This is a genomic window from Acaryochloris sp. IP29b_bin.137 (assembly GCF_028285745.1).
Classification (GTDB): domain Bacteria; phylum Cyanobacteriota; class Cyanobacteriia; order Thermosynechococcales; family Thermosynechococcaceae; genus Acaryochloris.
The window spans coordinates 1-13,459 of the sequence record NZ_JANQOP010000100.1 but is presented as its reverse complement, the minus strand read 5'-3'; the positions used below and the strand labels follow the sequence as shown (position 1 = coordinate 13,459).

The following is a 13,459-nucleotide window of genomic DNA, read 5'->3' as shown; positions in this document are numbered from 1 at the left end:
TAAACCCACGCGGGAACTGGCGAAACAAATGGCTAAAATCTCTCGCGGTATTGTATCTGCAGAGCGGATTATAGACATACTCAATGTGGAACCAGAAGTGCGCAATGCCAAAAACGCGATCGCAGCTCCCCCGTTCCAAGGCTCTATTCAGTTTGAAGACGTCAGCTTTGCCTATCAAGACCATCAGGACACCCTCCAAAACCTCAGTTTCGAGGTAAAACCGGGTCAAAGAGTTGCCCTAGTCGGTCCCTCCGGCAGTGGTAAATCAACCCTCGTCAGCTTACTGCTGCGTCTCTACGACCCCCATTTAGGCCGAATTTTGATTGATGGCCAAGATTTGCGCCAGTATCAACTGGACTCCTTGCGGAACCAAATCAGTATTGTTCTCCAAGACAGTATCTTATTTGGTACCTCAATTCGCGACAATATCGCCTACGGTTGTCTGGGGGCAACCGATGCAGAGGTGCGTCGAGCCGCCAAGCTGGCGAATGCCCATGAGTTCATCATGGATTTACCTAATGGCTACAAAACCCTAATGAGTGAACGCGGAGCCACGTTATCGGGAGGACAACGGCAACGGGTTGCGATCGCACGTGCCGCCATCCGCAAAGCTCCCATCGTTATTCTTGATGAACCCACGGTTGGTCTAGATAACAAAAGTGAGCAAGCCGTTAATCAAGCCCTTAAACGCCTGACTCAGGACAGCACTACCCTACTGATCACCCATGACCTGAGTGTTTCCAAAGAGTTTGATCAAATTCTCTATATCGAAGCCGGACAAGTCCTGGAACAAGGCACCCACCAAGAGTTGATGCAACAAGGACAACATTATGCAGCCCTTTATCAACTCCAGTCCGCTGTCCAAACCAACAACGTTTCACCACTCCCGCCGCCAAAAACACTTTCAGCCTAAAGACCATCGCCAATAGTCAACCATCCCCTCCCAGGAGGGGTGCCCAAAGGGCGGGGTGGGTAATGGGTAACTAGACTTCCGACGGACCCACCCTCTGCCCCCTCCCAAGAGGGGAGATCCACAATCACTCCATCACAGGAGAAGAGGTCTACTCCCTGCCCTCCACGACCACTCCATCCCATCGATTTCAAGGTTATTCTCATGTCACAACCCACCGTTACCATTATTGTCGTTCCCCGAGAACGGTTTCAGTTTGCCCGTGAGTCCCTAGACAGTCTGTACGAAAACACCTTTGTTCCATTCAAGTTGATCTATGTGGACAATAACTCTCCTGGTAAACTTCAACAGCATATTGAGTTTCAATCCCTGCTTCGTGGATTTCATGTGATTCGTTCGCAGGCCTACCTCTCTCCGAACCAAGCTCGCAACTTGGGACTCCAGCATGTCACCACTCCCCATGTGGTCTTTGTGGACAATGATGTAATTTTTACGCCTGGCTGGCTAGAAAAATTAGTGAGCTGTGCCGAGGAAACGGGGGCCACCGTGGTTGGGTCCCTTATCTGCCAATATCAACCCGTCCATACCACTGTCCACTGTGCCGGGGGTACCTATATGGCCCCTGCTGCCTATAGTGCCTTTGCCCGAGGTGAACTCAATCCATACGGTACCCTTGACCAAACAGGGGGATGGAAAATTCAAGAGCGCACCCCCTACCAGAATCAGCCTCTGGCAGAAGTTCGTGATCAGCTTCGTCGCCAACCGACAGGTTTTGTTGAATTTCATGCCATGCTGGTGCGGACGGCTATCTTTGATCGGATTGGCTCCTTGGACGAAGGCTTTTCCTGCACAAAGGAGTACCTCGATTTCTGCATGATGGTGACTCGCGCTGGGGGACTGATTTACCTGGAACCGGACTCCGTCGTTACCTTCTTAACCCATCCACCCGCCCCGGCCTTGCAGTGGAGAGACTTACCCTACTTTATGCTGCGCTGGAGTGATGATTGGGAACTCAGCAATCTACTCCATTATCAGCAAAAATGGGGGCTGCAAGAGAGTAGCTATTTCCAAAAGCGGTATCAGAAACTGGGACAACGACGACGTAAAGTACTAATCCGACCTATTGCTAAAAAGTTTGCCTTTCTCGGTAAGCCTGCTACTAAGTGGATTGAAAAACAGCTCTTTAATCTAGAGAAACGGTTTAATCGTTGGTTCTCTAAGCGCCATGCCAAGCGTTTGGCTGTCGCACAGCGGATATCTGGCTTACGACAACATCTCAACAACGATATCCCTAAGTTGGCACAACCCAATGTCAATCCCGTAACAAGGCAGCAAACCCCATCTGACGAAAGTGAGAATCACTCGTTAATGCAACACTAATGCCTTGATTGTTCATAACCACACAAGAAAGACAATCTACTAGTCCCCATTCTTTATCAGAACGCTCACAAAATAACTGAAAAGCAGATTCATACAGAGAGCTGGTTAGCGTAACGATTTCAACGGTCGGATCTTGCTCCAGTGAATCTAGCAACATCACTGCCGCACGACGATACCGTTGTTTTGAAAGAGCATTGCCAATTTCTAGCAATATTGCCTGAGTGGTGACCAGCAGTGTCCGATTTGCTTCTAATTGATCAGCTAATTGAATGGCTCGTTGATGAAACTGATCAGCAGGGTTTGCTAAAGCGATCGCATAGGACGTATCCAAGAATGCTTTTACCATTCACCTACATATTTTCACCATACAAATACTCATCAATCCGTTCTGACCAATCAGACGGACCTTCCAATTGTAAGGATCGGGCTGTTTTGAGGAACGATGCGGGTGCTGTAGCTTCGGGTTCCTCGATTGGTTCAACGGTTATTCGTACCCGTGTCCCTTCATTTAAATCTAGGGGTTCGCCAGGGAGTAATACTTTGCCATCAAATACAGCTTCGATAGTTTGCATCAGATTATCCATTGACTTGTCTACGACAAATGGGAAGAACCTTCGCCTGATCAGTCATAGGTCCTGATATTGTCCTCTCCAGTCTAATCCACAGACTCTTGTATAGCTCTGAATATTTCAAGACTGCCTCAACAAGAGTCTTGACTTTGCAACTTTTTATGTAACTCTGCTTCCAAAAATTTAAGGATTAACGATTATGCTGTATCGAAAACTAGGCAATACCAATCTGCAAGTCTCTGCTATTGGCATGGGCACTTGGAACATCGGCAACCAGTGGGGACAAATTGATGACGCCACTGCCTTAGCCACCGTCCGTAGTGCCTTCGACAATGGTGTCAATATCTTTGATACCGCTGAATCCTACGGTATTCCGGCTGGATTATCAGAAGAACGGTTGGGAAAAGCGCTCCAAGGGATTCGGGACCAAGTTCACTTGGTTACCAAAATTGGACGGTGGGGCCGTCGCAGTGGTCAGACGGTTCCTATGACCACTGTGGACATGGTGCGGCTGTGTACCCATGCCTCTCTGTATCGATTAAAGACTGACTATATCGATGTCATGCTCTGTCATGAAGGTAAAATTGAGGACCCGAGTGTTTACTTGGAAGGGTTTGAGCGACTGAAAGCTGATGGAACTATCCGCGCCTATGGCATTTCCACGGATCGATTGGATGTCCTGAAGCGATTCAATGTCAACCATGCCTGCAGCGTGGTGGAAGTGGACTATTCCCTGCTGAGCCGCAATCCAGAGAAAGAATTTCTACCCTATTGCCAAGAGCATGGCATTGGCGTATTGGCGCGTGGCCCCTTGCATAAAGGGTTGCTATCTGGGAAATATTCCTCCCAGACGGTCTTTACGGATACGGTGCGTTCAGAATGGTATGACAGCGATCGCACTCGGGCCAAACTCGACCGTAAGTTAGCAAAGGTTGAACAGCTAAAAACAGCGTTGCAGCCTGGATCAGAGATGGTCGCCGCAGCATTGCGATACGTTATTTCTCATCCGGTATCGCCCGTAGCCATTCCAGGTGCAAAGTCGCCCGAACAAGCGCAGGCGAATGCAGCAACTGGAAATATCTGCTTGTCTTCAGCAGAACGAGACCGATTGGTTCGTCTGACCAAATTACCGGTTGCAGCTTAAAGCCAATGTCCTTCCCAAGATGAAAGTTTTCTCATAGCACTTTCACGTTTCCTTGAAAGACAAACTCAATAATGGACCCAAAGCGATAACACGAGTTCTGAATTACTCTCACTTTTCTCCTTCCCGCCCCACTGGACCAGTCTGATAAGTCCCTAACTTCAGCTACTCCCAATCATTGTCCTAATTCACTGACCAGACCTGGGTTGGGGAGGAGCATTCTATCTCGATTGCAGCCATCACGCCTTGGTGAAGAACATGAAACAACCCAAAGTTACCCTTGTTGTCGGTCCTAGAGAGCGGTTTAGCTATACCCAAACGTCTTTGGAGAGCATTTATACCAATACGGAGTATCCCTTTGATCTAGTGTTTGTGAATGTGTGTTCCCCTGAATCCGTACGGACCTATTTGCAAACAAAATCCCAAGAGCAATTATTCACCCTCATACCAACAGATCACTATATCTCCCCCAATCAAGCGCGGAATGTCGGGTTGCGGTATGTGCTTGACCATACTGACAGCCAGTACGTTGTCTTTATTGAGAACGATGTGATCGTTAAGCGAGGTTGGCTAACCCAGTTGGTCAACTGCGCGGAAGAAACGAATGCAGCAGTGGTTGGACCCCTAACCTGTATCGGTAATCCCGCCCATCAGGTGATCCATAACGCTGGGGGCAAATCCTATATCAAAACGGAAGTTAAGAATGGGCAAACCCGTCGGCGCATTAAGCAGTCGGCTTATTTAACCGGACGTGCGATCGCAGATGTGTCGGATCAACTTCACCGAACCCAGTGTGATTATGTGGAGTTTCACTGCATGCTGGTACGCCGAGACATCTTTGCCAAGACTGGACTGTTAGATGAAGGGATGTTAGCGACCCGTGAACATATCGACTTCTGCTTTATGGTCGTTCAAGCAGGTGGAAGTATCTACAGTGAACGGAGTGCGATCGTCACCACGGATACCCTTGGTCTGGCCTCTAACAAAGCTGGACTGATGGCCTGGTTTGGCCAGTTAAAATTACCGGACTTCAAATGGTCGGATCTGCCCTATTTTATGGTGCGGTGGAGTGATGCCTGGGACCGGGCCAGCCTCGATCATCTTCGTCAAAAGTGGGACCTGGCTGAAGATCAATATTTTACGAAGCGCTACGCCGGCCTTGGTAGTCGCCGCCATGAACTGTTCATTCAACCCATTGTCCGATTTTTAACCTTTGGCAAAGGCAGTCCCTGGTTAGAAAAACAGCTGATTGCGATAGAGCGCCCCTTAAACCACTTCTGGTTTAACCGCTATGCCCATCGACTTAGAAAAGCTCGAATCAGTAAAACTGTATAGCTTTGGAGGTACAGAAATTATGATAAATCCTTCCATACCCTTCTCGTCCCCCACTCGGGTGATCCTTGTCCGTCATGGTCGGAGTACCTACAACGAACAAGGTCGTTATCAAGGGGCCAGTGATGAGTCCGTTTTAACCGAAAAAGGACATCAGGATGCTCGTCAAACAGGTTTAGTCCTCGGAGAAACCACCGTTTCGGCTATTTATACCAGCCCCTTGCAGCGCACCCAGCAAACAGCTCAAGCGATTCAGTCAGCCTGGCGGACCTCGCTACCGATTATGGCGCATCCTGATCTAAAAGAGATAGATCTTCCTGCCTGGGCAGGACTTCGCTATCAATATGTACGAGAATCATTAACCGCAGACTATCAACGTTGGATAAACGCTCCTCACCAATTTGAAATGATCGGTCCACACGGTGTCCGACGACCTGTCCAGGATCTCTATCATCAGGCTCAGCGATTTTGGCGACAAATCCTTCCCCGCCATGCGGGACAAACCCTATTGATCGTTAGTCATGGTGGTACGATTCGAGCCCTATTGGGAACCGCTCTAGGACTGTCCTGTCGCCACTATCACACCTTGCAGCAATCTAACTGCGGCATTAGTATGTTGCGCTTTCCAAATCATGCCTCTTTAGCCCGCCTGGAATCCATGAATGATACCAGCCATTTGGGGGAAGCACTGCCCAAACTCAAAGCAGGGCGACAAGGTTTGCGGCTGTTAATGGTGCCGAGTGGAGAAAATGATTTTCAATCGGTACAACCCCTCCGCCTCTTACTGCGTGCTCAGAAACTGGATTTTTGCGTCAGTCAAAGTGATGCGGCCCAGATGCTGTGCAAAGCCATTTTGGCTGAGCATCCCCAGACGATTCAACTGCATACCAATCGCACCGATTTTCATCATCTATGGCTGCAGACCCTCAACAACCGCCAGATCCAAACGCAATCTGGAGAAATTCTAACGGGGGTATTGGTAGCTCAGTCGCAGATATTGCAACAAATGCTCAGTCACATGATCGGTGCCCATCAAGGATTTCATTTCCCACTGATCGGTGGACGAGTCAGTGTGGTTCACTGTCCAACGACCCAACTCACCCCTATTTTGCAATCGATGAATTTTACAGGCCCAGCCGCTATTCAGCGAGGTTTAGTATCATGCATATCTTAGTAACGGGGGCTGCCGGATTTATTGGCTTCCATTTGTGTCAAAGCTTACTACAGGCAGGGATGCAGGTCTACGGGCTAGACAACTTAAATGATTATTATGATGTCAAGCTCAAGAAAGCCCGGCTAGCCCAACTGATTCCCGACAAAAACTTTCAATTTCACTATTTGGATCTGAGCGATCGCAAAAGTATGGCCGCTTTGTTTGCAGCACAATCTTTTGATCGGGTGGTACATTTAGCTGCCCAGGCAGGCGTGCGGTATTCTCTTGAAAATCCCCATGCCTACGTGGATAGCAACTTAGTGGGATTTATGTCCATTTTGGAAGGGTGCCGTGATCAGCCTATCGAGCACCTGGTCTTTGCTTCCTCCAGTTCCGTCTACGGGGCCAATCGCAAAGTTCCCTTTTCGGAAACTGATAATGTCGATCATCCCGTTTCCCTGTATGCAGCCACCAAGAAGGCCAATGAGCTAATGGCGCATTCCTATAGCCACCTCTACGATTTGCCGATTACAGGACTGCGATTCTTTACGGTTTATGGTCCTTGGGGTAGACCCGATATGGCCTACTACAAGTTTGTGGATGCGATCGCAACCCACCAACCGATCCATATCTACAATCATGGTCAAATGGAACGAGACTTTACCTATATTGACGATGTGGTGGAGGGCATTCTTCGGGTTCTACACCATCCGCCTCAATCCTCAACCGTCCCCTACAAGATCTACAACATTGGCAATCACACCCCGGTCAATCTGCTGCGATTTATTGAAGTGATTGAAACCGCAATGGGCACTCCAGCCTTGAAAAGAGGGTTACCCATGCAGCCCGGTGATGTCCCTCGCACCTTTGCGGATATCAGTGAGCTGACCCGGGATATGGGGTTTCAGCCGCAAACATCCATCGAATCAGGGATTCACTCGTTTGTCCAGTGGTATCGCTCCTACCATAACCGGATGCCCTCCGCCTACTCTGATCCCTGGTCTTCTCCTCGCTGTGCCTAATTGGACCCAACCGTGGCAGAGACGATCTCAGCTTTTACTCTGGAGTTTTGCGGGTAGCGTCTTTAGTTTTATTCCCAACGTGGTAGCCGAGCCAACTATAGGGTTGCGGGAAAGCACCCTCAATGCTGAACCTCAGACTCTCCAAGCACCAATTATTCCAGTTTGGCAACTCGAAGCAAGCTCCACTCTTACCCAGACAGAGCGTTCCGATCGATCCGAGCATGAAGCGTCAAACCCTATGCCTACTCTCAGTGGAGAAGCTGTCTTCTCCCTGATCCAAGCCAGTAGACCTGATGCTGGGGAACCCCTCCGCCCCAGTCTAGGGAGTCGCATCCGCCTTAATATTGAAACGAGCTTCTCTGGCAACGATCGGTTGCGATTGCGGCTGCAAACCACCAATGTCGCCGAACTAGATGATGTCTATGGGACGGATCTAGCCCGACTTTCTATTCAAGGCGACGATCAATTTCAGGTTTCCCTTAGCCGCCTCGAGTATCAGTTTCCGATTGGTAAGGATACAGAGGTTTTTGTGCAGGCCATTGGCGGTTCAATCAGTGATATCGCTGATCCCTTAAATCCGCGCTTTAGTAGCAGTAGTCGGGGGGCCATTTCCCGCTTCGGTCAACGCAATCCCCTCTATCGTCAGGGAGGAAGTACGGGGATAGGGCTGTCCCATGATTTTAGCGATCGCATTAATCTCAGTTTGGGGTATCTGGGAGACGATCAAGACTTGTTATCCGATGAAGAATCTGTCGCCTTTGCCCAACTCACTCTCGAACCTATTGAGTCTATCCAGATTGGCCTCCTCTACACCTATGGACTGAACGGATTGGATACCGGAACCGGGAGTCAACAGGCCAACGATCCCTTTGCGGATCAAAGCGAGGCGATTGCTGCCCATTCGGTAGGCCTGCAAACCACTGCCGAGCTAACCGACCAACTGACCGTATCGGGCTGGGCGGGATATACCCGAGCTACAGCAACAGATCTCGCCCATCGTCCTCAGGCTGATATTTTGAATTGGGCGCTTACACTGGGATATAGCGATTTATTTCTGGACCACACCCTGGGCGGAGTCATTGTTGGTCGCCCGCCTCACGTTATGTCAGACCCTACTCCCACCTCACCTACTTGGCATCTAGAAGTGTTTTACCAAATTCCCTTGAGCGATAACATCACCCTCACCCCTGGCATTGTTGTGATCACCCATCCAGAAGCAGATCCGAATCGGTCATCAATTGTGGTGGGGACCCTACGCACCCTCTTCCGCTTTTAATGGCTCTATCTCAATAAGGATGGATGGTGATGAACTCCAAGCGACCGAGCAAGCCCCTCTTCAAACGTTCCGTTTTAGGCGCGTTTTTTCGCCAAACTCGCACCCGCATTTTGCTGCTGTATGTTTCGCTTTTGGGGCTGTTCACCGGACTGGCCGTTCCCCTATATCAGACTTTGATTTCCAGCCAGGTCTCTCTGCGGGTGCGGGGTGACTTGAGTGAAGCCAGAGAAGTTTTTGAACTTGCTTATAAGGATTGGGAACGGCAGCCCCATCAAACGGCGACTGATCTAGAGGCGTTTGCAGATGAATTTTTAGTCAATCAACTGCCTGAAGACGATAACTACTTTATCTTTATTATCGACGGCGAATTCTACCGTTCCAATCCCCCACGGTTACTGGAGCCCATACGCCCAGGATCTGACCTCTATCAGCAATGGGCCACCGTTACGGAGTTCTCTCGGGGAGAGCGAATGACGGATAATCCTGAGATTGGTTCGGTTCTGTTCAAAGCTGAACCGCTGATCGTTGATGGTCAACAACTGGGCGTGATGATCCTTGCCCATGCGACGGCAGGAGAACAAAATGAAGCATTAGCCAGTGTGTATACCTTTGTGTTGATTGAGGTCGGGGTGGTGGTCATCTCCCTCCTATTGGCTTGGTTTGTGACGGGGCGGTTGCTCAGACCAGTGCGAGAACTTGCGATCGCAGCCCGCCAAATCAATGAATCTGATTTAAACCAACGGCTATCTACCCAAGGATCAGGGGAATTAGCGGACCTTGCCCACATCTTCAATGCGATGATGGACCGACTGCAAGAAAGCTTTAATAGCCAGCGTCGCTTTGTCAATGATGCGGGCCATGAACTGCGAACCCCGATCACGATTGTCCGAGGTCATTTGGAATTGATGGGAGATGATCCGCAAGAACAGCAGGAAACGATAGAACTGGTGCTGGATGAGTTAGATCGGATGGGCCGCTTAGTCAATGACATGATTGCCCTAACCAAGGCGGAGCGCCCAGACTTTCTGCAGTATGAAATGATTGATCTGCGCCAGTTTGCCCAAGATATCTTTACCAAAGCCCAAGCGCTAGCTGATCGAGATTGGCAACTCAATCTAGACTGTTCGGGGTCAATGATGGGCGATCGCCAGCGGCTAACTGGAGCGCTACTCAATTTACTCCGAAATGCAGCCCAACATACTCCTTCCCAAGGCAGAATCGAGTTGGGCTGCAAGCAAACCCTGACCAAGGCGATTTTTTGGGTCAAGGATACAGGCTCAGGCATTTCCTTAGAAGATCAACGGCGGATTTTTGATCGATTTTCCCGCCTCGGTAAGCGCCAATCAGAAGGATCTGGTTTGGGATTGGCCATTGTCAAAGCCTTTACCAAGGCTCACCGAGGCAAAATCGAGTTGGATAGCAAACCCGGAAAGGGCTCCACCTTTACAATCACACTTCCCTTATCTGCTGGTCATCGCACGGTTGTGTAGCCATGCCGAACGGCCCCATATTTTGACGCTGGGAGAGGGAATGTCTTTGGTAGGATCGGAAGTAAGGTAAATCAGCAATTGGGGACGACAACCATGGCAATTAAGGTGGGCGATCGGGTTCCCGAGGTTAATTTCCAAAACCAAGCCGGGGAGACCATCAACTTATCCCATTTAATGGGGGCCAAGACGCTTGTTCTTTTTTTCTATCCCAAAGACGATACGCCCGGTTGTACCAAAGAGGCCTGTGGTTTTCGAGACAGCTACACGGTTTTCCAAGATGCAGGAGCGGAAGTGATTGGCGTCAGCAGTGACTCGCCCGCTTCTCATCAGCAGTTTGCCAATAAATACCAGCTTCCCTTTACCTTATTGAGTGATCATAAAAATCAAGCCCGTAAAGCTTTTGGCGTTCCCGCTACCTTAGGACTGTTGCCCGGTCGAGTTACCTATGTCATTGATACGAACGGTGTGGTTCGTCATATTTTCAACTCGCAGATGAATTTTCAAGGTCATATCGATGAGTCCCTTAAAATTGTCCAATCCCTGGCATCTTAGGTGGCGCTAGGAGGTGCGCTGAAAAACACTGACGCTTTAAGGCAGAGTGAAATTTAAGAGTTCAGTATTTTCCCTCAGGGAATTAAAACGAAATGGACGTTAAGGTACAGGTACAACACCCACCATCGACCATCCACCTTAAGCGCTCATTTCAAATGTATCCGACCCGAAAATCTGCAGCATTTCCAAAACTACCCCAAGTATCCTCTGGCATGATTCTCGGCTGGTCATTTTTTCTCACCACATTGTTGGTGAGCAGTGTCGTTCATCAAACTCATTTGGGCGTTCGTGCGGTCAATAATTCTCAACAGCCTACTTCGATTTCCTTCGATACCAATCAATAGGTTTTGTCATTGGGAGTAGGCGAACTCCGATTTTCAAAAAGATCAGAACTTGTTCACCGAAAAGATTTGTCCGGCGGTTACAGGAGATTTGCGATCGCAAACTGTAAACCGCCACCATCGATTCATTGGCTTACCCGGCATTTTGTTTGAGGTATGGCCTTTGAATTACTTCTTATCTATAAAACTGTCGCTAACTCTGCACCATTCAAGACTCAGCTCATCTCCGAAAAACACTTAAAGTACTAAAAATATTAGAACTGATCTTTGGCGAAATTTAAGCACCTTTTTAGGGATGGCTTTTATTAATTAATGCCTGGGCATACTAAGGATATGCTCAGGCATTAACCTTTGTCTTTTATATCGCATCCGTACACTAAACATGTCGAAAAAATCAGTTGCTATTTTTGCTATCGCTGGCGCTATTGGTTTCTTTTCCTTCTACCAAAGAGAGAACAGCCATAGCTATCCTCAAAAACATATCAATGCCTTTATGGACGGGTGCGTGCAATCCGGGGGGGCAGACCTAGAACAAGAACAGATAAAGTCTTTGTGTACTTGTTCTATCAACGAGCTGCAAGAACAATATACCTTTGGAGAATTCCGAAAGCTGGGTAAGAAATACGAAACTAGCAAAGTATTGCCACCAGAACTACAGGATATTGTTATGTCCTGTGCTCAGAAACTGGGATGACGCATTGATGGGATGTTGTGGAACCTTACAACTCTTTTCGGGTTTTATTCCATTAACCCTCTTTTGTCACTTCAGATAGATGAAAATTGAAACGACGTAATTGCGTTTGGAGTAAACCCAATCATCAGACCATGCACTAACGTCACTTTAAGCTTACAGATACTCTCCTATCAAAGTGATAAAAGAGGGTTAGCTAATGGTAAACCCATTCTTTTGCTCAAATTCTTGGCGATCAGCAAAAATATCAAACATCTGATTCATTCTGGATAGTTCAAAGACCAGACGAACCTGATTATTCAGTGAACATAAAGATAAAGAGCCACCCCGACCACTCACTGCTTTGAGCATTGCGACTAAGGCACCAATAGCAGAGCTATTCATAAAGGTGACATCTTGGAGATCTATCAAAATCGTATTAACTCCATCAGCCAAGACATGGTCAATTTCACTGCGTAATTGAACGGCACTGACCCCGTCTACAAGGTTAGGAGGTTGAATTACTTTGTAGCTCATCTGTTGAATTCCTAGTTCACTTCTTATGGTGTTGAGTCTCGCTAAGATGAAAACGCTCCATAAAAAAACGACTCTCAACAAGAATACATTCATCGTGTATCCAGCATTCCCGTTTGTGGGGGCAAGTGTGCACTGGCAACACAACAAGTAACCCTAAATCTTCGACATTGAAGTCAGTTAACACCTAGAATCCTCCTGCTTGTTCAGAACCAGTTTGGGGCTAGTTGTAATCACCCCTTTCCGGCCCAAACATTCTGTATTCACTCGTTATTGAGGATCAACTGGATCTATAAACCTAGATCGAGGTTTTGGATCTCTCAGAATGACTCACATCTCAATGGCCCAAGATGAAAGCCTTTATTGAACAAGCCCAGGAGTATCTGGATAAGCCTCCGAAATTGTAATGTAGAACTACGTGACACCTAAATTATTCTTGAATTCCATTGAGTGAGATTACTGTGATGGGTAAAAAAATATTTAGTCCTGGTGAAATTGTTGAAGAAAGTGGCCTTTATCCTGTTGTCGGTCCCAGAGGTGGAGACAAAGGATATGAAGTCAGTGCCGAAAAAGGAGAACTATTTCCACCACTACCGAAGAAGGGGTGGGGATTTGACACACCTCGTTTAACCAAAATAAGTACAAGTAGCTCAAGAGAAGCGATAGTTGAGTATACGCCTCCAGAATTACCGAATCACCGTCCTATTGTTGAAGCGAATCTTGCTCTAGTTCCGTCTGAAACATTACCTGGTGGTCGCCCTGTTCTTTTAGGAACTCGGCAGGTAAGCAGTTTGGATGATTTACCGCATCACCGACCCGTCTTTCAAAGTGATTTGAATATCGTTGCAATGGTCGGTAATCGCCCTGTAATTAGCCTAGATCCTTCTCTTACTCCCTCAGCCTCATTACCAGGCAATCGACCCATTGCAGAGAATAGACACCCTTCAAGTGATAATTTGATGGGCTACTTAGATTGATTGGTTATCGCTGCGGCGTTGTTGCATGAATCGATCTTTGCTGGGAGGAGGTTTCAGCGATCCAGATTGTCCAAAATGGATAAAAATCGAAGATTCTCCCCAACTCTAAGCT

At 48.1% G+C, this 13,459-nt stretch carries 17 protein-coding genes; 12 read left to right on the top strand and 5 right to left on the bottom strand.

All coding sequences use genetic code 11. The features are described from left to right. The coding region (locus Q0991_RS07620; RefSeq protein WP_299486997.1) for an ABC transporter ATP-binding protein at positions 1-913 on the top strand (913 nt) is incomplete at its 5' end. On the opposite strand, the gene Q0991_RS07615 is transcribed toward Q0991_RS07620, so the two are convergent. Next, complete coding sequence (locus Q0991_RS07615; RefSeq protein WP_299486996.1) at positions 910-1,116, bottom strand: hypothetical protein; 207 nt, start codon at positions 1,114-1,116, stop codon at positions 910-912. The two genes, Q0991_RS07620 and Q0991_RS07615, sit on opposite strands and share 4 nt — an antisense overlap. Between Q0991_RS07615 and Q0991_RS07610 the strand changes: the two genes are divergently transcribed. Continuing rightward, the gene (locus tag Q0991_RS07610; RefSeq protein WP_299486995.1) at positions 1,115-2,290 is read left to right on the top strand and encodes a glycosyltransferase; all 1,176 of its coding nucleotides are present in this window, start codon (positions 1,115-1,117) and stop codon (positions 2,288-2,290) included. The two genes, Q0991_RS07615 and Q0991_RS07610, sit on opposite strands and share 2 nt — an antisense overlap. Here Q0991_RS07610 and Q0991_RS07605 read toward each other — a convergent pair. From Q0991_RS07605 to Q0991_RS25110, 3 genes are all read right to left on the bottom strand, one after another. Beyond that, positions 2,223-2,636, bottom strand: coding sequence for a type II toxin-antitoxin system VapC family toxin (locus tag Q0991_RS07605; RefSeq protein ID WP_299486993.1), 414 nt, complete (start codon positions 2,634-2,636; stop codon positions 2,223-2,225). The two genes, Q0991_RS07610 and Q0991_RS07605, sit on opposite strands and share 68 nt — an antisense overlap. A 4-nt stretch (positions 2,637-2,640) precedes the next feature. Next, entirely contained in the window at positions 2,641-2,865 is a 225-nt protein-coding gene (locus tag Q0991_RS07600; RefSeq protein WP_366524916.1) for an antitoxin family protein, read from the bottom strand. Positions 2,866-3,042: 177 nt separating this feature from the next. Beyond that, positions 3,043-3,171: a hypothetical protein gene (locus Q0991_RS25110; RefSeq protein WP_366524915.1), complete on the bottom strand. Its 129-nt coding sequence runs from the start codon at positions 3,169-3,171 to the stop codon at positions 3,043-3,045. On the opposite strand from Q0991_RS25110, the gene Q0991_RS07595 reads away from it, so the two are divergent. The 9 genes from Q0991_RS07595 to Q0991_RS07555 all read left to right on the top strand — a co-directional run bounded on the left by Q0991_RS07595 (position 3,110) and on the right by Q0991_RS07555 (position 11,860). Continuing rightward, positions 3,110-4,003 carry an aldo/keto reductase gene (locus Q0991_RS07595; protein ID WP_366524914.1) on the top strand — a complete coding sequence of 298 codons (894 nt, stop codon included), beginning with the start codon at positions 3,110-3,112 and terminating at the stop codon, positions 4,001-4,003. The two genes, Q0991_RS25110 and Q0991_RS07595, sit on opposite strands and share 62 nt — an antisense overlap. 255 nt (positions 4,004-4,258) lie before the next feature. After that, positions 4,259-5,335, top strand: coding sequence for a glycosyltransferase (locus tag Q0991_RS07590; RefSeq protein WP_299486989.1), 1,077 nt, complete (start codon positions 4,259-4,261; stop codon positions 5,333-5,335). A 19-nt stretch (positions 5,336-5,354) separates the two neighbouring features. Beyond that, positions 5,355-6,506 (top strand): histidine phosphatase family protein, encoded by a 1,152-nt coding sequence (locus Q0991_RS07585; protein ID WP_299486988.1) that lies wholly within the window; start codon positions 5,355-5,357, stop codon positions 6,504-6,506. Further along, positions 6,494-7,507, top strand: coding sequence for an NAD-dependent epimerase (locus Q0991_RS07580; protein WP_299486987.1), 1,014 nt, complete (start codon positions 6,494-6,496; stop codon positions 7,505-7,507). The genes Q0991_RS07585 and Q0991_RS07580 overlap by 13 nt, the downstream gene beginning before the upstream one ends. Continuing rightward, a complete protein-coding gene (locus tag Q0991_RS07575) occupies positions 7,500-8,783 on the top strand; it encodes an iron uptake porin (protein WP_299486986.1) in 1,284 nt (427 codons plus the stop codon). Before Q0991_RS07580 ends, Q0991_RS07575 begins: the two co-directional genes overlap by 8 nt. A gap of 29 nt (positions 8,784-8,812) precedes the next feature. Next, positions 8,813-10,273 carry a HAMP domain-containing sensor histidine kinase gene (locus Q0991_RS07570; RefSeq protein ID WP_299486984.1) on the top strand — a complete coding sequence of 487 codons (1,461 nt, stop codon included), beginning with the start codon at positions 8,813-8,815 and terminating at the stop codon, positions 10,271-10,273. A 93-nt stretch (positions 10,274-10,366) separates the two neighbouring features. After that, entirely contained in the window at positions 10,367-10,825 is a 459-nt protein-coding gene (locus tag Q0991_RS07565) for a peroxiredoxin (RefSeq protein WP_299486982.1), read from the top strand. Positions 10,826-10,917: 92 nt separating this feature from the next. After that, on the top strand, positions 10,918-11,169 hold the full coding sequence (locus Q0991_RS07560) for a hypothetical protein (RefSeq protein ID WP_299486980.1): 252 nt from the start codon (positions 10,918-10,920) through the stop codon (positions 11,167-11,169). A 379-nt stretch (positions 11,170-11,548) separates the two neighbouring features. Continuing rightward, entirely contained in the window at positions 11,549-11,860 is a 312-nt protein-coding gene (locus tag Q0991_RS07555; RefSeq protein WP_299486978.1) for a hypothetical protein, read from the top strand. Positions 11,861-12,049: 189 nt separating this feature from the next. On the opposite strand, the gene Q0991_RS07550 is transcribed toward Q0991_RS07555, so the two are convergent. Then, a complete protein-coding gene (locus Q0991_RS07550) occupies positions 12,050-12,373 on the bottom strand; it encodes an STAS domain-containing protein (protein ID WP_299486976.1) in 324 nt (107 codons plus the stop codon). Positions 12,374-12,834: 461 nt separating this feature from the next. Here Q0991_RS07550 and Q0991_RS07545 point away from each other — a divergent pair, with 461 nt between their 5' ends. Further along, a complete protein-coding gene (locus Q0991_RS07545) occupies positions 12,835-13,347 on the top strand; it encodes a hypothetical protein (protein ID WP_299486974.1) in 513 nt (170 codons plus the stop codon). Positions 13,348-13,459 lie beyond the last annotated feature (112 nt).